Annotated in this window: 24 protein-coding genes; 7 read left to right on the top strand and 17 right to left on the bottom strand. The window is 41.7% G+C overall.

Annotated elements, in window-relative coordinates; translation table 11 throughout:
* The first annotated feature begins 17 nt into the window (after positions 1-17).
* The gene (locus ABH008_RS18245) at positions 18-452 is read left to right on the top strand and encodes a response regulator transcription factor (protein ID WP_347987039.1); all 435 of its coding nucleotides are present in this window, start codon (positions 18-20) and stop codon (positions 450-452) included.
* Here ABH008_RS18245 and ABH008_RS18240 read toward each other — a convergent pair.
* Positions 449-1,525, bottom strand: coding sequence for a TIGR03790 family protein (locus ABH008_RS18240; RefSeq protein ID WP_347987038.1), 1,077 nt, complete (start codon positions 1,523-1,525; stop codon positions 449-451). The two genes, ABH008_RS18245 and ABH008_RS18240, sit on opposite strands and share 4 nt — an antisense overlap.
* A gap of 297 nt (positions 1,526-1,822) precedes the next feature.
* Between ABH008_RS18240 and rep the strand changes: the two genes are divergently transcribed.
* The 5 genes from rep to ABH008_RS18215 all read left to right on the top strand — a co-directional run bounded on the left by rep (position 1,823) and on the right by ABH008_RS18215 (position 8,665).
* Positions 1,823-3,829: a DNA helicase Rep gene (rep, locus tag ABH008_RS18235; protein ID WP_347987037.1), complete on the top strand. Its 2,007-nt coding sequence runs from the start codon at positions 1,823-1,825 to the stop codon at positions 3,827-3,829.
* A gap of 86 nt (positions 3,830-3,915) precedes the next feature.
* Positions 3,916-5,058 (top strand): acyltransferase, encoded by a 1,143-nt coding sequence (locus ABH008_RS18230; RefSeq protein WP_347987036.1) that lies wholly within the window; start codon positions 3,916-3,918, stop codon positions 5,056-5,058.
* 448 nt (positions 5,059-5,506) lie between these two features.
* Positions 5,507-5,971 (top strand): hypothetical protein, encoded by a 465-nt coding sequence (locus ABH008_RS18225; RefSeq protein WP_347987035.1) that lies wholly within the window; start codon positions 5,507-5,509, stop codon positions 5,969-5,971.
* A gap of 36 nt (positions 5,972-6,007) precedes the next feature.
* A complete protein-coding gene (locus ABH008_RS18220) occupies positions 6,008-6,601 on the top strand; it encodes an OmpA family protein (protein ID WP_347987034.1) in 594 nt (197 codons plus the stop codon).
* Positions 6,602-6,607: 6 nt separating this feature from the next.
* The gene (locus ABH008_RS18215; protein ID WP_347987033.1) at positions 6,608-8,665 is read left to right on the top strand and encodes a CHASE2 domain-containing protein; all 2,058 of its coding nucleotides are present in this window, start codon (positions 6,608-6,610) and stop codon (positions 8,663-8,665) included.
* 59 nt (positions 8,666-8,724) lie between these two features.
* On the opposite strand, the gene ABH008_RS18210 is transcribed toward ABH008_RS18215, so the two are convergent.
* The 9 genes from ABH008_RS18210 to ABH008_RS18170 form a co-directional block, all read right to left on the bottom strand.
* Positions 8,725-9,006 carry a DUF1993 domain-containing protein gene (locus tag ABH008_RS18210; RefSeq protein WP_347987032.1) on the bottom strand — a complete coding sequence of 94 codons (282 nt, stop codon included), beginning with the start codon at positions 9,004-9,006 and terminating at the stop codon, positions 8,725-8,727.
* Between the two features lie 284 nt (positions 9,007-9,290).
* Positions 9,291-9,833: a hypothetical protein gene (locus tag ABH008_RS18205; protein WP_347987031.1), complete on the bottom strand. Its 543-nt coding sequence runs from the start codon at positions 9,831-9,833 to the stop codon at positions 9,291-9,293.
* Positions 9,824-10,354 (bottom strand): hypothetical protein, encoded by a 531-nt coding sequence (locus tag ABH008_RS18200; protein ID WP_347987030.1) that lies wholly within the window; start codon positions 10,352-10,354, stop codon positions 9,824-9,826. The genes ABH008_RS18205 and ABH008_RS18200 overlap by 10 nt, the downstream gene beginning before the upstream one ends.
* A 5-nt stretch (positions 10,355-10,359) precedes the next feature.
* On the bottom strand, positions 10,360-10,737 hold the full coding sequence (locus ABH008_RS18195; protein WP_347987029.1) for a VOC family protein: 378 nt from the start codon (positions 10,735-10,737) through the stop codon (positions 10,360-10,362).
* Positions 10,738-10,768: 31 nt separating this feature from the next.
* Positions 10,769-11,566 carry a TIM barrel protein gene (locus ABH008_RS18190; protein WP_347987028.1) on the bottom strand — a complete coding sequence of 266 codons (798 nt, stop codon included), beginning with the start codon at positions 11,564-11,566 and terminating at the stop codon, positions 10,769-10,771.
* Positions 11,566-12,444: an NAD(P)-dependent oxidoreductase gene (locus ABH008_RS18185; protein ID WP_347987027.1), complete on the bottom strand. Its 879-nt coding sequence runs from the start codon at positions 12,442-12,444 to the stop codon at positions 11,566-11,568. The genes ABH008_RS18190 and ABH008_RS18185 overlap by 1 nt, the downstream gene beginning before the upstream one ends.
* 17 nt (positions 12,445-12,461) lie before the next feature.
* Positions 12,462-13,001: a nucleoside triphosphate pyrophosphohydrolase family protein gene (locus tag ABH008_RS18180; protein ID WP_347987026.1), complete on the bottom strand. Its 540-nt coding sequence runs from the start codon at positions 12,999-13,001 to the stop codon at positions 12,462-12,464.
* Between the two features lie 62 nt (positions 13,002-13,063).
* On the bottom strand, positions 13,064-15,298 hold the full coding sequence (parC, locus tag ABH008_RS18175; protein WP_347987025.1) for a DNA topoisomerase IV subunit A: 2,235 nt from the start codon (positions 15,296-15,298) through the stop codon (positions 13,064-13,066).
* 139 nt (positions 15,299-15,437) lie between these two features.
* A complete protein-coding gene (locus tag ABH008_RS18170; protein WP_347987024.1) occupies positions 15,438-15,848 on the bottom strand; it encodes a hypothetical protein in 411 nt (136 codons plus the stop codon).
* A gap of 283 nt (positions 15,849-16,131) precedes the next feature.
* Between ABH008_RS18170 and ABH008_RS18165 the strand changes: the two genes are divergently transcribed.
* On the top strand, positions 16,132-16,494 hold the full coding sequence (locus tag ABH008_RS18165) for a nuclear transport factor 2 family protein (protein ID WP_347987023.1): 363 nt from the start codon (positions 16,132-16,134) through the stop codon (positions 16,492-16,494).
* 107 nt (positions 16,495-16,601) lie between these two features.
* Here the strand turns inward: ABH008_RS18165 and ABH008_RS18160 are convergent, their stop codons facing one another.
* The 7 genes from ABH008_RS18160 to ABH008_RS18130 form a co-directional block, all read right to left on the bottom strand.
* Complete coding sequence (locus tag ABH008_RS18160) at positions 16,602-17,084, bottom strand: hypothetical protein (RefSeq protein WP_347987022.1); 483 nt, start codon at positions 17,082-17,084, stop codon at positions 16,602-16,604.
* A 10-nt stretch (positions 17,085-17,094) separates the two neighbouring features.
* Entirely contained in the window at positions 17,095-17,826 is a 732-nt protein-coding gene (locus tag ABH008_RS18155) for an ATP-binding cassette domain-containing protein (protein ID WP_347987021.1), read from the bottom strand.
* The gene (locus ABH008_RS18150) at positions 17,823-18,584 is read right to left on the bottom strand and encodes an ABC transporter permease (protein WP_347987020.1); all 762 of its coding nucleotides are present in this window, start codon (positions 18,582-18,584) and stop codon (positions 17,823-17,825) included. The genes ABH008_RS18155 and ABH008_RS18150 overlap by 4 nt, the downstream gene beginning before the upstream one ends.
* The gene (locus tag ABH008_RS18145) at positions 18,584-19,549 is read right to left on the bottom strand and encodes an ABC transporter substrate-binding protein (RefSeq protein ID WP_347987019.1); all 966 of its coding nucleotides are present in this window, start codon (positions 19,547-19,549) and stop codon (positions 18,584-18,586) included. The genes ABH008_RS18150 and ABH008_RS18145 overlap by 1 nt, the downstream gene beginning before the upstream one ends.
* Positions 19,550-19,625: 76 nt before the next feature.
* Positions 19,626-20,000, bottom strand: coding sequence for a hypothetical protein (locus tag ABH008_RS18140; protein ID WP_347987018.1), 375 nt, complete (start codon positions 19,998-20,000; stop codon positions 19,626-19,628).
* 105 nt (positions 20,001-20,105) lie between these two features.
* On the bottom strand, positions 20,106-20,870 hold the full coding sequence (locus tag ABH008_RS18135) for an ABC transporter permease (protein ID WP_347987017.1): 765 nt from the start codon (positions 20,868-20,870) through the stop codon (positions 20,106-20,108).
* Complete coding sequence (locus tag ABH008_RS18130) at positions 20,867-21,772, bottom strand: ABC transporter ATP-binding protein (protein ID WP_347987016.1); 906 nt, start codon at positions 21,770-21,772, stop codon at positions 20,867-20,869. The genes ABH008_RS18135 and ABH008_RS18130 overlap by 4 nt, the downstream gene beginning before the upstream one ends.
* Positions 21,773-21,871: the final 99 nt, after the last annotated feature.

The raw sequence follows: 21,871 nt of genomic DNA, 5'->3' as shown, positions 1-21,871 counted from the left end.
ATATTGGTTAAACTATTATGATTAAAGTATTGATGGCCGATGATAATGATATCCTGCGAGAGGGATTAAAACAGTTGTTCCTATGGGCAGGAGACATATTTGTTTCGGGTATTGCTATTAACGGTGCACAAGTACTGGAACAGCTGGGGCTGGGTGGGTTCGACATCTTGCTTTTGGATATGGCTATGCCCGAACCAAATGGGGTGGATTTAATAGCTAGGATCAGGGCTATAGGCATTAAACTGCCTATTTTGGTACTTAGTATGCATAATGATCCGCAAATTGTCAGGTTAACTTTACAGGCAGGTGCTTCTGGATATTTAACCAAAGATACTGAACCTGAAAAATTATTAAAGGTCATCAGGGAAATAGCTGCTGGTGGTGAATATATTCCTTCTTTTTTATTAAGTAATGGCTTAAAAACAGATACCAGCCATTTTGTACATATTTAATCTGATTTTCCTTTGTCGCTCGATAGATAGGCAAACGGTTTAGCTAAGGGTTCTCCAACAAAAATACCTTGTCCGGGTTCTGAAACACTTTTCCAGTAGGCTTCTATTAAACTACTGCCGCGTAGATAGAAATACAATATTAAGGCCGGGTTAGAAAATTTTGCGGGGAAATTACAAGGTTCAACCACCGCACCATAACTACCCGTTGCCCCCGCTTTTAGCCATTCCATAATATTCATCTGATTGCTGCCAGACATCACACCTCCCGAAGAGGTTAGATGATCAGCAATGGCACCTGGTAAATAGCGATTTTCGGCAAGATGTGGAACAGTAATCAGACCTGTAAAGTAAAACATTACATCGGTGCGGCCCGCAATAAAGTCCTGTTCCATATAATCCACAGGCCAAAAATTCTCAAACTTTTCAGCAATGGCTGGAAACGCTACTGCGCGCGAGTTACGTACGGGGTCGGATGTTTTTAACAGATAAGCGGTGCCTTGAGGGTGTGAATAATCGGCATCAATGCCGTTATCAATAATTTTTTTGGCATCATTAAAGTTGCTGCCGCCAATTGCCATGGTAGGGCGCCATTTATAGGTGTTAAAAGGTTTGTCAGTTTCAGCTCCATAGTAAGGGCTTTTACGGGTTTCCACGCAACCCTCTGCACAAAATGCGGGATCAAATCCTGCCGCAAATGCGGTTGTAATCGACATACACTCTACCCGGAAAGGCATTAACCAGGTGAGTAAAAATGCTTGAACATGTTTGGGCGTGTTATCGTCTACCTGTTGTTTTAGCTTTTCAAATTCGTGTTTTGATAAAATGGCTTCATTGGGTGAAAAGCGGATATGAATCATTTGGCTTGCAGGAATACCGCGTTGCTGTTGGTAGTACTCAGCAATTTTCACACTTAACGCATCGGCATCGTTGACAATGACGGCTAAATCCTTGGCACTTAAATGTTGTGCAGGTTTATACAATGGTGAGATATTGTCTGCAAACGCATTTTGAAAAAAAAGACTGATCAGAAGCAACCCGATCACGAATAGTTTTATTTGCAGGGTGGCTGGCACACATTGCTCCGTATTATTTTAGTTGTTTTGATACACTAACTACAGATGTCGAGCTGTGTTAATGATATCCAAAGACAATTTAACCTGCTGGGTGTTAAAAGCAACACTCATATGAAATTGAATAAAAGAATTGCTAGTGATAGCACATTATTACATACAAATTTGCTGATATGAATAAACTGGCTGCTATTTGCAGACGCCAAGTCCATCACGCTAAGTTAAGTTGTGCTTTATTTGTTATTGCTCTAATTTCAGAGTTTGATGCAATCACGCCCCTTATTACACCGTAGTGACTCAATGAATAAACTCAATGCTCAACAACAGGCCGCAGTTAAGATTATAGACCGGCCGCTACTGGTTCTGGCCGGGGCCGGGAGTGGCAAAACCCGCGTGATTACCGAGAAAATTTCGTATTTAGTTCAGCAGGGTATTCCAGCCAGACATATTGCAGCGGTAACCTTTACCAATAAAGCGGCGCGTGAAATGAAAAGCCGGGTCAGTCGCTTGTTGGATGATAAACAAAGTAGAGGGCTACGCGTTTCTACCTTTCATGCCTTGGGTTTGGATATTTTACGTGCAGAGCATAAAACACTCGGTTACAAAGCCGCGATTACCTTGTTTGATGAACAAGATAAGTTGAGTTTGTTAAAGCAGTTAATTGCACATAGTGCTGACAACGCAGATATTGATGCGGTGGAAAAGTATAATCAGCAGATTGGGCAATGGAAAAATGCGTTTATTAATCCAGAACAGGCATTATTGTCAGCCGATAGCCCAGAAAAACACATAGCCGCAGTACTGTATCAGCACTTTAATCGCAGCTTAAAAGCCTATAACGCAGTAGATTTCGACGATTTGATCTGGTTGCCTGTTACCCTGTTTCAGCAACATCCGCATTTGGAAGAAAAATGGCGCAATAAGATCCGCTATTTGTTGGTAGACGAATATCAGGATACCAATATTACCCAATATCAGCTAGTTAAAGCCTTGGCGGGTAATCTGGGACGTTTTACAGTGGTGGGTGATGACGACCAGTCTATTTATGCCTGGCGCGGTGCACAACCAGAAAATCTGGCGCAATTGCAAAAAGATTACAGTCGTTTGCAGATTATAAAACTAGAACAAAACTATCGTTCCGCAGGGCGTATATTAAAAGTGGCTAATCATTTAATTGCTAATAATCCGCATGTGTTCGAAAAAAAGTTATGGAGTGAACTAGGCTTTGGTGATCCGTTACGGGTATTAAGTCATAAAAACGATATAAACGAAGCCAAGCAGGTTACGGCTGAAATTATCCATCATCGCTTCAAAACTGCTGGCTCTTATGGTGACTATGCCATACTGTATCGAGGCAATCACCAATCGCGTTTGTTCGAAAAGGAATTACGCGAAAACAATGTGCCTTATTTTATCAGTGGCAGCACTTCATTTTTTGCCTATACTGAAATTAAAGATGTACTGGCGTATTTACGCTTACTGGTCAACACCAGTGATGATGCCGCGTTTTTAAGAGTGATCAACACGCCGCGTCGTGAAATAGGTCCCACTACACTGGAAAAATTGGGAGCCTACGCAAATGAACGGCATATCAGCTTGTTTGCAGCCTGTTCCGAATTAGGTTTACAACAAAAAATATCTGAAAAATCGGTGCAAAGATTGCGTAAATTTTGTGATTGGTTGCAGGCCGTGAACACTAAAATTGAGCAAGGAGATGTGTTTGCAACCATAAACAGCATGATAGATGAAATTAATTATGCGCAATGGTTGCAAGAGCAAAGTAAAACCCAGGCATCAGCTGAACGCAAATTGAAAAATGTCTACGAACTGTTGGAATGGTTGCAACGCATGTCCAGTAACGATAGTGGTGAATCTAAATCGCTGGCAGAGGTAATAGCCAAAGTAATGCTGATGGATATTTTGGAACGTAATCAAGAACAAGAAGCGGGTGATCAGGTTAGTTTGATGACCTTGCATGCCGCCAAGGGGCTGGAGTTTCCACATGTGTTTTTAATTGGCATGGAAGAAAATCTGTTACCGCATCAAAACAGTATCGAAACCGGCGATATTGAAGAAGAACGCCGGTTGGCTTACGTTGGCATTACCCGGGCTCAAAAAACCTTAACATTCAGTTATTGTACCCACCGCAAACGGTATGGGGAATTAACAGAATGCGAACCCAGCCGTTTTTTAAACGAATTGCCGGAAGAAGATCTGGAATGGCTGAATAAAAAACAATTGCCTGCGGAAGAAATTAAATTACGAGGCAAAGCCAGCTTGGCGCAATTAAAATCGATGTTAACTTAATTTGTAACTACACACCGAGTTAATCCGCTGTCCAGTTTTAGTGCCAGAGATAAAAAATACCTGCACACTTTTTGAAAGAACTTATTATGAATAAAAGTATAAACGCTGTTCTTAAACCATCGAGCAAATCAAAGATTGAAGAATTAGAGAGCATTAGAGGCATTGCCGCTTTTGAAGTTTTTTACGGTCATATTCCAGCTTGGAATCCTATACTACATAATGCTGATAATATTGGCGCGGCAGCCTCCATGGTGGATTTGTTTTTTGTGCTTTCCGGTTTTGTTATCTACACGGCTTATGCTGAAAAACTTACAAGTCTTAAGGAAGTTTTTCGTTTCCAGTTTCTACGCTTTGGGCGTTTATATCCAGTCCACCTTATATTTCTATTTTTCTTTCTTGCCGTTGAGATTATTAAATACGTATTGCAGGTTAAATATGGTGTTTCTGCGCCAAACAATCAAGCCTTTACCGATAGTGGCTGGCAAGCTTTCTTTGAAAATTTATTATTAATACAGGTGCTTAGTTTTGATGGTAATCAATTAAGCTTTAATGGGCCATCCTGGTCTATTAGTGTAGAATTTTATATGTATCTATTGTTTGGCTTTATTGTTAGGTATTTAGGCAAGCTCAAAATTTTTATTTTTGCGCTTATTCCCATTATTTCTATCCTAGTGCTAGCTAATTTATCGGTGGATAATACACAGCATCTTAGCTATGTTTTTATCTTTAGATGTCTGGCTGGATTTTCCATCGGCTGTTGTACCGCCTATGCAGCCAATATACTCAACTATAAAATAAGCTCTGTTTATGTAACCCTAACAGTCGCTTGCATGCTTATTTTTTATGTCTTCAAGGGCGATGGCGCAGAAAATGGTGTTCTGTTTTTTTTATTATGCTCCCTGCTAATATTTTCAATTGTTTCATCTGAAGAAGGCGTAATTAAGCGTATCTTACGGTTAAATATATTAACCTGGTTTGGCACTATCTCTTACACTTTATATATGTCGCACATGGCTATGATATGGATAGTGAATCAATTTTTAAGATTTGTACTTAAAAAACCGGAAAATGTAATAAATGGATTTTCAACACCCGATTTATCTGTTAACGAGTCTTTAATTGCTGCGATTGTTTTAATACTAATGGTATTGATTGTAAGCCACCTAACGTATAGTTTTGTCGAACATCCCTTAAGAATGAAATCCCGTAAAATTGCAGCTGGATTTTGATTTTATGAATGGGTTATAACGATAGCGTGGTTTTGAATTTTTTTATTTCACTATGGCCAATAGTCTTTGTTCGCGTATTTTGTCATTTAAAATTTCGGCTTAATGACAAACAACAATCGGAAAGCTGTCTTTATCGAGCTGGATTTTGGCGCATCAGGAAGCTCTTAGTAACGATTAGTGCCAATGTGGTCGCAGAAATAAGTTATCGGTCATTCTGTTTGCTAAATTAAACCGGTTTAACCCTCATCAAATTAATATTGCCAATAGACAAGGCCATTGAAATTGCAGGAGAAAGCTTTAGTGATTACGCTGGCGCTAATCTCGGCTACACGGGCTTTTTTTCATTAGGCGTATCTAACATTTAAACTAGTATTCTGCTATATTAATATATATTCAATATTTTATTGACGACTTATTAAATCAGACTTTTAAAGCATGGAAAATTCAGATGCCAAATAAGATACATTACTTGTCTGTAGCCCATATACATATTCTTTTAATTGTACTGCTGTCATTTTGTTCTACCAAGGCAGTAGCCGACGTACGCATTGGGTTAGTAAAAACCCATGCACCCATAGCACATGTCATTCGGCAAGGAATTGAAATAGAACTCCACCCTGATGCAGAGATTTTTAAAGGCGATACCCTGATAACCGACTCTGAAGGTGCGGTAGGTATTATTTTTAGTGATGGCGCAGTATTAACGCTGGGACCTGATGGCAAATTAGTTTTGGACGATTTTCTATTTAATCCCTCAGAACACAAAGTTTCTTTTTTATCCCGCGTAATGAAAGGCTCTGTGGCTTTTATTTCAGGTGCTATCGGCAGGATATCACCTGATTCTGTTCAATTTAAAACTCCAACCGCTACGCTGGGATTGCGTGGAACCAAGATTTTGATTGATGTTAAATAACCACTTTAATTTTAATGAAGTGAGTGGAGATTAATAATGATAATCCGGATAGCTTTTTTAGTTTTTCTTAGTATTATGTTGGAAGCCTGTAGCAGTACAACCGTAGTTTTGGTGCCCGATCCAGGTGGTAAAGTTGGGCAGGTTTCTGTAACCACGCAAGGTGGTACCACTTTATTATCAAAAACTAATGAAAGTACCCAATTAACTATAGCAGAAGAAGCGCCTTCTCAACCCGTCGTATTAAGCGAACAGGATATTCAAAAGCAGTTTGCAGGCATTTTATCCAAGGAACCAAAACCACCGCAACACTTTAGCTTGTATTTTTCTACTGGCAGTTCAGATATATCTACTGAGGCAAAATCTCAGATTGAAACAATAGTTGCGGCGATTCAGTCACGGCATTCTTGCGATCTGAGTGTCATAGGACATAGTGATCGAGTGGGAGATAATGAGAGTAATCGCGGTATTTCGTTACAACGCGCTGAAATGGTCTCAAAAACTTTAATTGCTAACGGCATTTCAAGTCAATGTATGGATATCCGCTATTATGGTGAAAACGATCCTGCAGTACCTACGGACGATAATGTACCCGAGGCGCGTAATCGAAGAGTAGAAGTGGAAATTCGGTAGCCCGCTTTGCGATCCATAAATACGGCTAATCAGGAGGGTTGGCTAGAATCAGAGATTATTTACCGCTCATCTGCAAAAGAACGACTGCAAAATCTTCTGATTAGTTTGGTGCTGATATTATTATCACTGACCATTGGATTAACCTACAAAACAGTTGTTGAGCAGATTAATAATGCCGTTATTGCGATACAGGTAGGTCTGCTGCCTAAAACCAGCCCGACTCCCTTTCCTGTTATTGTTGAAGTTGATGAAAAAAGCCTGACTAGCTATGGTCAATGGCCTTGGCCACGGTATCAGGTAGCGAAGCTACTCGATGCGATTCGGCAATCGGCTCCGGCTTCTGTCGGTGTTGATGCGTTATTTATTGAACGTGATCGAACATCACCCTCTGAAATTCATAACGTTTTAGAGCGTGATTTCAACCAAAGTTTTTCGCTGGATAATATTCAAGAGTCTCTTAGAAACAACGATGTCATTCTCGCTAACAGCTTAAAGTCTGGCGCTTTTGTAATGGGGTATTTGTTTACCTTCGATCAGACTACACAGCATGCTTGCAAACCAAGGTCTGCTACTGGCGCATGGTTTTCGGCTGGCGGCGAAACTCAATCATCACTAAGCTTACAAACTGCTGAAAATGCACTCTGCAATATCCCCATACTACAACAATCGGCAACTGCTAGCGGTTTTATAAATGCCACACCTGATAGTGACGGAATCTATCGTAAAATACCTATGGTCATTGCTTATAAAAACCGTCTTTATCCCAGTTTGGCCTTACAAACTTATTTAACTGCCAAATCACTCGATCATTTTATTCTGTCTCCAAGTGAAACTGGATTATTGTTACAGGCAGGAAATATACAGATCCCATTGGATAGCAAAGGTAATTTAAGATTGAAATTTCCAATTGGACAATCTTTTGAAAGAATTTCTGCTTTTGACCTACTTTCAGGCAAAGTTAATGTTAATCGATTAGTCGGTAAAATTGTACTTGTAGGTTTTTCGGCAGCTGGTTTGCATGAATTTCGACCAACGCCTTATGCCGCTCAATTTCTGGGTGTCGAATTTCATGCAACCGCTGTTGATAATCTGCTTCGAGAAGATTTTTTACAAAGACCCGATCAGGCACTGGTCTTGGAATTTGGGATATCCGTAATTTTAGGCCTTAGTTTGATTTTCACCCTGACAAACGCAAATCCAAAACAGTTAGTTCTGATTCCGGTGTTACAAATATTGCTGGTTGCTTTAGGGTCACAACTTCTACTAATCCAGACGGGTATTATAATATCTCCAGCATTACCTGTGATTATGACCCTGTTTTCATTATTAATCTTTGCGATTCTAAAATATGCCCGCAAGCATAATCAAGCTAAGGAAATGGCTTTGACCATTGCTAATGCTCATGAAGGGATTATTGAAAGTTTAAACTCTATGGCCGATTCACGCGACCCCGAGACTGGAGCGCACATTAAGCGTACCCAAAACTATATCAAAGCCTTAGCTTATGAGCTTAAAAAGCACCCTAAATTTAAATCTCAGTTAACAAATGAAATTATTAAACTGTTATATAAAGCAGCACCGCTTCATGACTTAGGTAAAGTAGGAATACGTGACCATATTTTGCTTAAACCGGGCCGCCTGGAAAGTGATGAATTCGAAATTATGAAAGCTCATCCTCAAATAGGTGCCAACATCATTTTATCCGTTGCAAAACAAAGTGGCCTCAATCCTTTTATGCAATATGCCCACCAGATTTGTTTGTATCATCATGAAAAATGGGATGGTAGCGGCTATCCAAATGGCCTGGTTGGCGAACAAATTCCATTATCTGCCCGTTTGATGGCATTGGCAGATGTTTATGATGCTTTAATCTGTAAACGCGTTTATAAAAAACCATTTTCTCATCAACAAGCTATTTCGATGATAAAAGAAGGCAAGGGCAAACATTTTGATCCCCTGGTGGTTGAGGCATTTGAAAGTATTCAGGACGAGTTTATGGCTATCGCCTTACAATTCTTGGACAGTGACGATCAACGAGAAACTTTACTAGCGGAAATTAAATAACTTTTCTGTTTACTTGCAAGCCACCGTTAACAAATCGGCTGAAGTTCAAGAGCCATACCTTAACTGGGTTGTTTGGTAAAGTTCAGCGTTCTATCGTGCAACGGAACAGCAATCGTTTTATCTTCACTGCCATCAATCTGCTCGGGTTTAAAAGAATTAAGCAGGGCAATGGTTTTGTCGATGTTCGCGATCAGTTCTGTAAAGCTTGCTTCGTTATCTTCGTACTTGGGCGGCTCCACGCCCGCAAGTCGCGAGACTGAACCTTTTGCAACATCGGTTGCGATCTGTACTTGTCGGGATAAGGGATACATGTCCGGGTAAAGGCGGGAATTGATCAGCACAACTAGGTCAATTTTCTGGGTGGTCGCATGAGCGGCGGCTTTTGCCAGTTATAGCGCGTAAATTGCTCAGGCTACGAATAATAGGGGGTATGCTATTGATGTACATTGAATTTGCCATGATAAAATCGCCAAAGAAACGGGGATAGTATTAAGCGTTGACCAAATTTTAATCAATCTAAAAACAGTTTAATAAAACCAGTTATTTAGCTACATTTGTCACGGGTTGGTCACAAAGTTATCCACAGGAATTGGGGATAAATATCCGCGATATTAATCATAAACAACTATTTTTCCATATCGGCATCAATAATTGCCAAGGCTTTTTGTGGCAAATTCTCGTTGCCTGTGCCTTGCAAACATGCTTGATTATCTTCATGTACGGCGGTCATAAATTGCAGTAGCTGCATTTCAAACTTGATTTTCTCGCGGCTATCTTCAGCATCCCACATTTTGTTCAGTAGCTGCTTGGCGTGGTGATGAATAGTATAAGCCACTGCTTCCGGCAAATGTGTATAACTTTCACGTAAAGAGGTTTTAAGTTTTTCCAACGACTGTAAATATTGTTGGTAATCCTTTAAATCCTGTTTACATTGAATTTTTACCATGGTCAATTCATTGTTGTTTCTGGCTTTAGTGATTGCCAGTTCATGTGCTAATTGCTGAGCATGTTTTCTCAGTTTTGCTGCCAACTCTTGTTCTGCCAATGCTTTGCTGTGTCTTAATTCGGCAATTTCCTGTTGACGGCCTAATTGCCAGTGTAGATTTTCGTCGCGGCTACGACGCCAGAATGCCAGTCCGTTATTTAGCCATTGTGTAATCAGGGACACGGTATTTGCTCACGTAGGGACAGCATAGCTTTAGCATCAGCCTGTTGATGATATTGGCGTAGCGCTTTATACATGTTCTGATAATGGCTGTGTGGAATGTTGTGCTTTACTGATTGTAGTTCCTGATGAATTGCCAGATATAAGTGGCGTAATTGTTTTTTGTCATCAGCAGCCAACAGCTTTTGGCGTTTAAATTGGCTAAAATAGCTCAGTTGCCTATTTTTAAAATAGTTAAGCTGGGCCAATTGTTGTGTTTGCGTTTGCATCGCCAGCACCCGGCGAAGGGCGGATGCCTCGTGGCGAAAATAAGATCGCACTTCTCGGCCTAAGGCAGTTATTAAAACCAGCATGCCCGACAGTAATAACAATGCAAATGCTAATAACAGTAATTTAGCGGCTACGCTGTAAAACAGGGTCGTCAACAGGCTTAAATGCAACTGAAAAACAATAAAACCAGCGACAAACAATAGCATGGCTGTACTACAAATTGCCAAAATGCCATAAACTAGTCGGCTGGACATAATAATTAAGCAGGGCGTTCGATAAATTCCAGCGCATTACCATCCAAATCTCTACAAAATAAGGCTTTGCGTCCAGAAATGCTCAACGTGTAAGCAATGCCAGCTTCGTCCAAATCAGCGCGTAAGGCATCAATAGAGTCCACATGCATGGCTACATGCCGATCACGACCTCCGTGTGCAGGTCTGCCACTGATGGGGTCAGGATTGGCCAGTTCCAGCAAATGAATTTGCTGCGCACCAATTTGTAACCAAGCACCGGGAAAACCTAACTCAGGGCGTTCAATACGCTGCATGCCTAATACATCCTGATAAAGCCGTAAAGACTTTTCAGTGTCAGCAACGATAAGACTGGCATGATGTAAGGTAAAATTATGGGTGGACATGGTTAAAACTCTCTAATTATAGTACTGATTATTATAAAACCGCAGCGCTTGTTTGTGTTGCAGCCGCTAACCAGTTAAAGCTGGAGTGGCTATCTGTTGTAGGATTGTATTCAGCGCCTAGCCATCCTTTATAAGTCGATTGAGCAATGCAGGCAAATATATTGGCAAAGTCAATGTCACCCGTCCCAGGCTCTCCACGCCCCGGACAATCGGCGAACTGTATATGGGTAATTTTATCCATATGTGTCTGTAGAAAGGCTAGACAGTTTTCGCCCATCCGTGTCATATGATAAATATCATATTGTAAGCCCAAACGGGGGTGGTTTATTTCGGTTAAAATTTCCAACATTTGCTGGCTACTGTCTACAATAAATCCCGGCATGTCGACACTGTTAATCGCTTCAAATACCGTGTTTATTCCCAATTCTGCAAAGACTTCTGTAGCATAACGCAAATTATGTTTAAACGTGTCCAGATAGGTTGTCAGTCGATTCTTATCCAGACAACGCCCCGATAGTACATTGATGGCAACGGGTTGCAAAAGTTCAGCATAGGCTGCAGTTTGTGCTACCGCCTGTTTAAATTCGGCTTGTTTTTCCGGAACTGCGGCCAATCCTTCGCCACCGTGTAATAGGTTGTCTGCATCCACATTGAATAAAACCAGTTGCAAACCATTACTTTGCAATGCATTTTGTAATTGCTTAACAGGGAGATGATAGGGAAATTGGATTTCTACGGCTTGAAAGCCCTGTTGTTTAGCCGCTGCAAAACGCTCTAGCCAAGCATATTCAGTCAATAATAAGCTTAAATTGGCGCTAAAACGTAACATTAATTCGGCGTATACAATTTGATTAATGTCGAGGGATCTTGCTCAGAAAACCCCTGGCTGGCATGTAATTGCATTAACTGTGTCGCCAATCCAGACATCGGGGTGGCGCTGGAATGCTGCGCGGATAAATCCACCGCCATTTGCAAGTCTTTCAATAGCGTTTTTACTCGCCATTTTACAGGGCTAAACTGCCTGTGTGCCATTTCGGGGCCGACAATTTGCAAGGGTTTGGAGTCGGCAAAGCCACCTGCCAATGCTTCAGGGATCTTACTGGCATCAACGCCAGCCTGTTCAGCTAGTGCTAACATTTCCGCAATAACCAGCACATTGCAACTTACAATCATCTGGTTGCATATTTTAGTAGTCTGCCCACTGCCTATGCCACCCATATGCGTTAGGCGGCTATACAGCGGTTTTAGCACCTGACGCGCAATGGCAATGTCAGCAATATTTCCACCCGCCATAATCGCCAGACTGCCCTGTTCTGCACCGCTAGTGCCCCCAGAGACGGGAGCATCTACCCAGCGCATGCCACAGCTTAGTAATAATTGTTCGGCTAATTGTCGAGTGATTTCTGGATGAATACTGGATAAATCGATCAGTAGTTTATCAGTGCTGCCAGAAGTAACAATTTCAGACAGCACAATATCGCTGACAGCCTGACTATCCGACAAGCATAAAATGACGATATCAGAAGCTTTAACCAATGTGCTGACAGAAGCGCATGGATTAGCTCCCGCAGCAATCACTGCACTGAGTTTTTCCGCACTACGATTCCAGACATTGACTTTAAATCCGGCAGCCAATAAGCGTAAGGTCAACGGTTTTCCCATTAAGCCGATACCGATAAAACCTAGCGTATAAGAATGCTCCGTCATGGGGTAAATCCAAGTGTTTATTCGTAAAACGCCGTGCTTAAATCTGGCGTAGTGGCTAAGATTTCCTGTTGCAGATGCTGTTCAACAGGTTGAGAGCTGCTTTTTGAGGCTTGTGTCATGATATGCTCATGCAATAGCTGTATAGCCAGATCAAAGTCGGCATTAATAAACCCGCGTGCTAACTGTTCGCATAACGTATAGAGTACTGAATAATGTACTGTATCCCCAGAGGAGCACAGGTGTATTTTTTCCGACACTAAGCGCATCACTGTCAGTATAGAACCATCTTGACGCCAGGCAACAGACACATTTTGCACATCATCACCACGGCAGGCGATAGCCGCCAAAGCGTTATAAGCCAAGTCTGCTAATCCTGCCAGAATCTGAGTATTATCAGCAATAGCAAGGGCTTTGCAGGTTTCGCTGCCACATTCCATTAACAAAGCCTGACGCATCACGATATCTATATCCGCAAGATGTGTTGTCTCAGTATGTAGAGCTTGGACAATGCCAAATTTATCGTGAAACTCTCTGACGCGTTCTAAATGTTTATGCATTTGTTCTCTCTAGCTGATTGTAATTGTTATTCTCGAAACTTTAACTTTGTAGCCAAGCTCGCTTAAATAACTTCTTCTAAAGCATCTACTTTTTGAAAGCCACGTGGTAATAGAGTGCCTCGTTTGGCTCGGCTTCCCAGATAAACGCTAATATCTGCTGTTTTTAGAGTGAGGTAGCGTTTTCCAGACACAATTTTCAATTCACCTGTCGGGCTAAACGCTATAACGGCCGTTACCGCATCCTGACCGGAAGCCAGATCAGCTGCTGGGATATTAATCAGTTTATTGCCTTTACCTTTGGCCAGTTCAGGTAATTCCTGCGCTGGAAATATCAGTAAGCGGCCTTGCAATGTCACGACGGCCAGTAGACTGTCTGCTTGTGGAATCGGTATGGGGGGCAAGCTTTTTGCAGAGTCCGGCAAGCTTAATACCGCTTTTCCTGCCTTGTTTTTGGTCAAAAACTCTTTTAACTGTACGCGAAAACCATAACCTGCTGTACTGGACATTAACACCCAATCATCTGTTTGGCCGGTAAAGACATCAATAAACAAACTGCCGGCAGGCGGGTTTAATCGCCCAGTCAAGGGTTCGCCCTGACTGCGTGCCGAAGGTAAATCATGCGTAGTAATACTATAAACACGACCACTGGAATCCAGCACATAAGCCGGTTGCGTAGTGCGGCCTTTCGCCGCTGCCAGATAGGCATCACCGGCGCGATAGCTAAGGCTTTCAACCTCAATATCATAACCTTTGGCGGCACGAATCCAGCCCTTTTGCGATAGAATGATGGTAACGGGTTCGTTGCTGATTAATTCGGTGGTATCCAGGGCTTGTGCCGCGAGGCGTTCCACAATGGGTGAGCGGCGCGCATCGCCATATTTTTCTGCATCACGTTCAATTTCTTTGCGTATCAGCCGATTAAGTAAACGTTCTGATCCCAGAGTTTTCTCCAGCGCTTGTCGTTCCAACTCCAGCTCATCTTGCTCGCCACGGATTTTCATCTCCTCTAATTTGGCTAGATGGCGTAGTTTCAGTTCCAAAATTGCTTCAGCCTGAATATCGGTAATGCCAAAACGCGCCATCAATACGGGTTTAGGGTGGTCTTCTTGGCGAATAATGGCAATCACTTCGTCGATATTTAAAAATGCGATCAGCAAACCTTCCAGAATGTGTAACCGCGCCAGTACTTTATCCAGTCTGTGCTGTAAACGCCGACGCACGGTTTCGGTACGGAAACTCAACCATTCGCTGAGAATTTGCAGCAAATTTTTAACTTGCGGTTTGCCATTCAAGCCGATCATATTTAGATTGACTCGATAACTTTTTTCCAAATCGGTGGTGGCGAACAGATGTGACATAACGGCTTCAACATCAATGCGTTTGGATTTAGGAATTATTAACAGGCGGGTTGGATTCTCATGATCCGATTCATCGCGTAAATCATCAATCATGGGTAATTTTTTTGCCAGCATTTGCGCGGCAATCTGTTCCAGAAGCTTTGCTCCGGATACTTGGTGAGGAAGGGCTGTAATTACAATGGTGCCATCTTCCATTTCATATTTGGCACGCATTTTTACTGAACCATTACCGGTTTGATACATTTTTTGAATATCAACGCTGGAGGTGATGATTTCAGCATCGGTGGGATAATCGGGGCCTTTAATATGGGTTAGCAATTCTTGTAAAGGTGTTTCCGGTGCATCTAGTAATTGTAAGCATGCATTGGCTACTTCACGTAAGTTATGGGGTGGTATATCGGTAGCCATACCCACCGCAATTCCCATGGTGCCATTCAGTAATACATTGGGTAAGCGGGCAGGTAATAAAGAGGGTTCCTGTAAAGTGGCATCAAAATTATCTACCCAGTCGACTGTGCCTTGACCCAGTTCGCTCAGTAAAGTTTGTGCATATGCAGTTAAGCGTGATTCGGTATAGCGCATGGCCGCAAAAGATTTTGGATCGTCAGGTGATCCCCAGTTGCCTTGTCCATCGACTAATGGATAACGATAAGAAAAATTCTGCGCCATTAAAACCATAGCTTCGTAGCAGGCAGAATCTCCATGCGGATGATATTTACCCAATACATCACCGACAGTTCGTGCAGATTTTTTATATTTAGCCAGCGCAGTTAAACCCAGTTCCGACATTGCGTAAACAATGCGGCGTTGCACTGGCTTCAGGCCATCGCCGATATGTGGCAAAGCCCGGTCCAGAATGACGTACATGGAGTAATCCAGATATGCTTTTTCTGTGAAGTCCTTTAGCGGGAGTTGTTCAAAATTTTCCTGTACACCCATGGTTTTGCAATTAATCCTATTTGTGATGTTGCCACTGCAACGCATTTAATTTGCGCTAAAATACCATAAGCGGAGGCTATTTCTCAGCAAAAAACAGACTTAATTTACTAAACGGTGTAACAGTAGGCAGCTAATAGCGTTATTCTGAATGAGGAACAAATAGTTTTTCATGCAAAGTTGTTCTTTTCAAATCTAAGCGCCGCCGCTCTTCTTTTCTTTTATTATGGGTATAAGACAGGTGCTGGGTTTTGTTCGCACGACGATCATTATGCCAGTGTCTGACAAAGTATTGGTCAATTACAAAGCGAGAATTGTGTAATGTGCCATGCGTCAGGCTTTTGATTAAAGGTGTCACTATGCTATCAGGGGCTATTCTAATCAGCCCGTAGCGTTCTACCGGATGCCCCTTTTTATCATTGAGTTCTATAATTTGTAAAGATTTCAATGCACCGTGTTTAGTCGAAAACTCTGATTGAATAATAGGCAAAACAAATTGCTCAAGATCTTGGATTGCAATATCCGCGGGGATTCTTTTTATGATGATAAACACGGTTTATTATAATAGTAGTCAGAATTAAATAAAATATATCCGCTTATTTATCCTAATATTTGGCGGGTTTTTATGATAATTTATAATGTATCATAGTTGACTATCTCGGCACAGCATAATTTTGATGAGCCTGAGGTTGTCTCAAACCTGTGTCGTTCTATCCTTAGTAGGTGAGCAGTGTGCATTTTTGCTCTATTTTTTACAATAAGTCTATACTCGCCTAACTTGAAAATTGTTTTTGTGCTACACAGATAAAAACTCATTTAATTTTGTAGATATCATTATGTTGGATCAAGCTTTTGCAGATTATTTTGCCAGTGAATGGGTCGCGGCCTGGAATGCTCATAACCTTGATCGTATATTGGCTCATTATAGTGATGATTTTGAAATGACATCTCCTATCATCAATAAACTTACTGGAGTAGCATCAGGAACATTGTCTGGAAAAACAGCGGTTGCTGCCTATTGGGCAAAAGCCCTGACACTGTATCCCGGGCTGCATTTTGAATTAATAAATACATTGATCGGCGTAAACAGTATTTGTATTTACTATCAGGGCGTCAGCGGTTTTGCAGCCGAAGTGTTTTACTTTAACACCGCAGGCAAAGTGGTAAAAGCCTGCGCACATTATCGTGTCCTTCCCTAAGCACAATAGTCGTTTTTCAGCGTACCAAGTGCCTGAAGTTTAAATCTGAAAGGCATTGCTGACATTGTTTTAGCATGTCATTAAAACTTAGCTAATAATGGACAGAGTTAAATTTTCATCTTATCCAAGTGTGCTTTATAGTCTTCGGCTGTCAATGCTCCACTCACAGCGTCGCGTTGTTGGTTGGCCGAAAAGAAATAAGTGCGCGGTAATTCGCTATACCAGCTGGAGTCAATTTCGTAGCGCAGTTTCTGACTGTTGTCGTCAGCAAATACCCAGTTTTCTACATTGGCTAATTGGTGCTTATTCAACAGGGTTTGAATCTCTGAACTAGAGCTTGGTTCATCGCTGGATATTAGAATAATTTTTAGTTCTGGACGGCTTTTATGTAAGCTGTTTAATAGCTCCATATCTTTAATACAGCTGGAACAATCCAAAGACCATATTGCCAGCATAAAACCTTTGCCTTTATTGGCTGACAAAATTTCTTGGTAGCTCCCCGATATGAAAGGCTTAACGGGGGCTACTTCGGCCAAGGCCATGCCGAAATTGAGAAATAATAATACGCTACAGAATATTTTTATAGGCATAGGGCATCTCTTATAACAGCGCTTGAATAGCGGGGTAATGATTGAGCAAGTCTTGGCGAAAAGATTCAATTTTAGTCTCATCCTGACGTTCATCACGGCTTAGACTGACTTGGATATTATCCATAATTTGCATAGGAGCTGCGGATAAAAACAGTAAACGATCTGCCAGCGCAATAGCTTCACGCAGATCATGGCTGACAAACAGCACTGTATGAGGACGTTGCAGCCATAAGGAATACAGGAGTTGACGTATCTGTCTGGCTGTTGGTGCATCCAGTGATACAAAAGGCTCGTCCATCAGTAATATATCAGGATTGATGGCAAATGCACGAATAATGGCTGCCCTGCGTTGCATGCCCAGTGATAGCTGGTTTGGATAAACATCTTGTACCTCAGTAATTTGCATGGCAGCTAATAAACTGTCAATTAAAGCTTTGGGTGGCGCGTCTGGAAAAACTAACTCGATATTACGGCGTACAGTATGCCAGGGCAGCAAGCGTGGGTTTTGAAACACATAACCAATTTTTTGTGTTAGGTTGTTTTCCAGATTAATTTGTCCCTGATACTGCGTATCCAATCCGGCGATAATATTTAATAACGTGGTTTTGCCGCAACCAGAGGGGCCAACCAAGCAGACAAATTCGTTGGCGGCTACCTGGAACTGTAACTCGCTAATGGCTGTATGTGTGCGTTGTGCAGAACGATAGGTTTTATTGTGTAGATTGATGTTTATGCTAGTCACCGTCGCCAGCTCCGGTCTTTTCTGTCCAGTGGTCTTAACAAGATTAGTTCGATTAATTGAATGACCACTACAAATGCAAAGCTATACGCGAGCAGGCTGGCAACATCGAATAATTGAAAGAATAAATGCAATTGATAACCCATGCCATTGCTACGACCTAATAATTCAACCACCAGAATAATTTTCCAGATTAGAGCCAAACCTGAGCGGGTTGCAGCCATCACAAATGGGTGCAATTGTGGCCAAATAATATGCACAAAAGTTTTCTGTTTACTCAATCGATAGGCTTGCGCCATTTCCAGCAAATCTTTATCCAGGCTGCGGGCGCCTTCACGGATAGTCACCACAACATTGGGTAGTTTATTAATAACAACCGCTAGAATCGCCGCCCATTCTTGTAATCCAAACCAAACATAGCACAGGATAATCGTAACCAACGCGGGTATGTTGAGAAAAATAACCAACCAGTGATCGAAAAAGGCATCCAGATTTCGATTTGTGCCTAGCGCAATACCAATGCCACAGCCCAGCAGCATAGCAATGCTGAAACTCATAATCAGTCGCAATAGTGTCACGCCGAGATGATAGGGTAACTCCCCAGAAATCAGAGCTTGCCAGAAAACACTGGCTACTTTAATTGGGCTCGGTAGCGTATTACTTTGCAGGCTGAAAGCTAATAGTTGCCATAAGCCCAATAGTACTAATAATGATACAGCGGCCAGCCATTGCTGACGGATATTAGGGCTGATTGTGGGCATTAATCAATAGACCAAAAAGTACCCGTTTGTAGTTGCGGGTGTTTGGCAGTGAGTTTGTTAGTATCTAGTTGGTGCAATAATTGGTAAATTTTGCCTGCCGCTTCCTGATTAGCGATGCCCCATTGCGTTACCAGTCCTAAACAATAACGACTGCGGGTTTGTTGCAGAGCTGTAGCAGTGGTTGTTTCGGTCAGGTTTGCAATGCTTTGCCAGGCATTATCATCGTTACATAGTGACTCTTTTGCTTGTTTGGCGCTACGCAAAAAACTGTGTAAAGCGGATTTATTCTGTTGTCCCCAGCTGGCTTTAAAAACATAGCCTAAGCTGGGAACGCTGTCAGTAATTCCTAGTTGGCGAATAATCTCTTCACCGCTTAACAATTGCACATTGCCTTCCGTTTCCAAACGGGCTGCAAATTGCCAATAAGTAAGCAGTGCATCCAGGTGCTTTGCACTGAATTCTTGATTTAGTAACGGGGGTGCTGCATAGGTTTTTTCGACCGTTTTGTTAAGATCCAAACCTTGTTTTTGGCCTAATGCTTGTAACAATAGCCAATTTTTATCCAGCTCTCCACCGGCTATCCCTAATTTTTTACCCTGCAAATCAGCCAGAGTTTTTATGGAGCTGCCAGCTGGCGTTAATAAGCCGCCTGCACTATTGGAGTAGGGGTAAAACGTATAATCAGCACCTTCGGCGCGCATACTGGATACCCAGATCCAGTCAGATATAATGATATCCACGCTACCTGCCTGTAGAGCAACTTTACCGGCTTGTTGATTAGCCAGATTAACGGGTTGCACACTATAATCAGCGTTATCCAGTAAACCTGCATTTTTCATGGCCGCCAATTCCCAGGCTAGCGTGCCGGAAGCCATGACGCCCAGACGAATTTCGATAGGAGAGGCTGCTACTTTAAAATTTAAGCCTAAAGCAGCGAAGAGGAATAACAAAACATATAATTTCATAGTGCAGTTTTGCCGCTGAATAAAGTAAAGCGTTAATTTTAACGTAGTGATGGAAAGTATGAGAAAGTTTATGAAGTTAATAGTGGTATTTAAGATCACACTCGCCCGTTAAGCGGCTTGAAATGGATATGTCTGGCCCCGTATTTTGATATACATCCATACCGCAGCCGAGATTTAGCGGCTGTTTTTTCTTGTTGGCAACGATGAGTTGCTGATTGTCGGTGGCGTTATCAATATTAGTGTTGATGACTAGATTATTGCCAGTCATGTTGGAATCGAGCAGTAAATTATCCGCTTGTAAATCTAAGACTAAATCGGGTCTTTTTATTGACTGATTAGCCTTAGGTGCCTCAGATTTAGCTTCTGCTGCATGGAAGCCCAGTAAACACATCAATACGCAAGTAATGCGGTATGGTTTACCTATAAAATTAAAAAAGTTAGCAAAATTCATTGAATTCTCCGTTTGATTCTTGCCTTGATAAGATTAAGCGCAGTCGTTAAAAGTTCAAGTATAAATCTTGTAAAATGCAGTTTTAATTTGCTTTTGTTGGGTCAGTTAATTTTTGATACCTGTACCTTTGTGGAGTAACCATAAGCTAAGCACCGTTAGCAGTGTAATACAGCTGGTAGTCATAATAAAAGCCATTTGAATGTCGACATCACTTATTCCTATCAATCCATAACGAAAAGCATTAATCATGTACAAAATTGGATTTCCCAATGCGATCTTTTGCCAGATACCGGGTAGCATATTCACTGAATAAAACACACCGCCCAGATAACTTAAGGGTGTTAATACAAAATTGGGAATGATAGAAATGTCATCAAAACTGTCCGCAAATACCGCATTAATAAAACCAGCCAAAGAAAATAAGGTGGCAGTTAATAACAGTATCGCCAAGGCAATTTCCCAGTGTCTGACGTTAATTTCAGTAAACAATAAAGAGATTGCTGCAACCACAATACCTACCAAAATGCCTCTGGCAATGCCGCCGCAAACATAGCCGCTGAGTATAATCCAGTTTGGTACTGGTGCAACCAGAAGCTCCTCAATATGATGCTGAAATTTAGTGGAGTAAAACGAAGACACTACATTAGAATAAGCATGACTGATGACCGACATTAATATAATGCCCGGTACAATGTAATCCATATAGGATTCGCCATTCACACTGCCCACCCTGTTACCGATTAATTTGCCAAAGATTAAAAAATACAGTGCTGTAGTAATGGCAGGTGGTAATAGAGTTTGTGGCCAAATTCGTGTAAAACGACGAATTTCTTTGCCGAGTATAGTTAAAAACGCGATGCTATTGCTCATTGTACCAAGTCGATAAATAGTTGTTCGAGGCGGTTTGATTTGTTTTTCAAGCTGGAAATGCTAATGCCAAGTTGTGTAAGCTGTACGAATAATTGGTTCAACCCCAGATTTTTGGGGACCGCAACATTCAACAAGTGACTGCCTGCCAGTTCGATTTGATATCCGTCAATATGAGGGGCGCTGTTTAGTGGTTGCACCGTATCCAGTACAAAATGTTCAATATTGATGGTATTTAAAAAGTCACTCATGGGTGCGTTTTTTATAATGCGTCCATCATCAATAATAGCAATGTGCCTGCATAGACTTTCGGCTTCTTCCAGGTAGTGTGTGGTCAGTATAATGGTGGTGCCTTCTGCATTGACATCCTGCATCATCTGCCACATGGCTCGGCGTATTTCAATATCTACACCAGCAGTAGGCTCGTCCAGAATTAATAACTGTGGTGAATGGACCATGGCTCTGGCAATCATTAGACGTCGTTTCATACCGCCGGATAAGCGTCTGGAGACGGTATCACGTTTATCCCATAAATCCATTTGCCGCAAACACTTTTCGGTACGTTGCTTGGCAAGTTTTTTGGGAATGCCGTAAAAACCAGCCTGATTGATGACTACATTTTCCACAGTTTCAAACTGGTTAAAATTGATTTCCTGTGGAACCAAGCCTATACAGGTTTTTGCTTGGTTGGTATTTTGATCTAGATCATATCCAAATACAGACACACTGCCACTGCTTTTGGTGACCAGTGAACTAATAATGCCGATAAGTGTTGATTTACCTGCGCCGTTGGGGCCTAGTAAGGCAAAAAAATCACCTTGTTCTATTTCGAGATCGACCCCTTTTAGGGCCACAAAGCCGTTATTATAGGTTTTTTTAAGCTGTTTGATAGTTAAGGCATTCATTCTCTAGGCTATAATGAAACAATAGGTAAGTCAGAACATGTATTCTGCAAAAGTATGAGATTCTAACAGAATTTCCAATTTATCCAGAGATTGAACAGG

Source organism: Methylomonas sp. AM2-LC, from assembly GCF_039904985.1.
Taxonomy (GTDB): domain Bacteria; phylum Pseudomonadota; class Gammaproteobacteria; order Methylococcales; family Methylomonadaceae; genus Methylomonas.
This window is presented reverse-complemented; position numbering and strand designations above follow the sequence as displayed.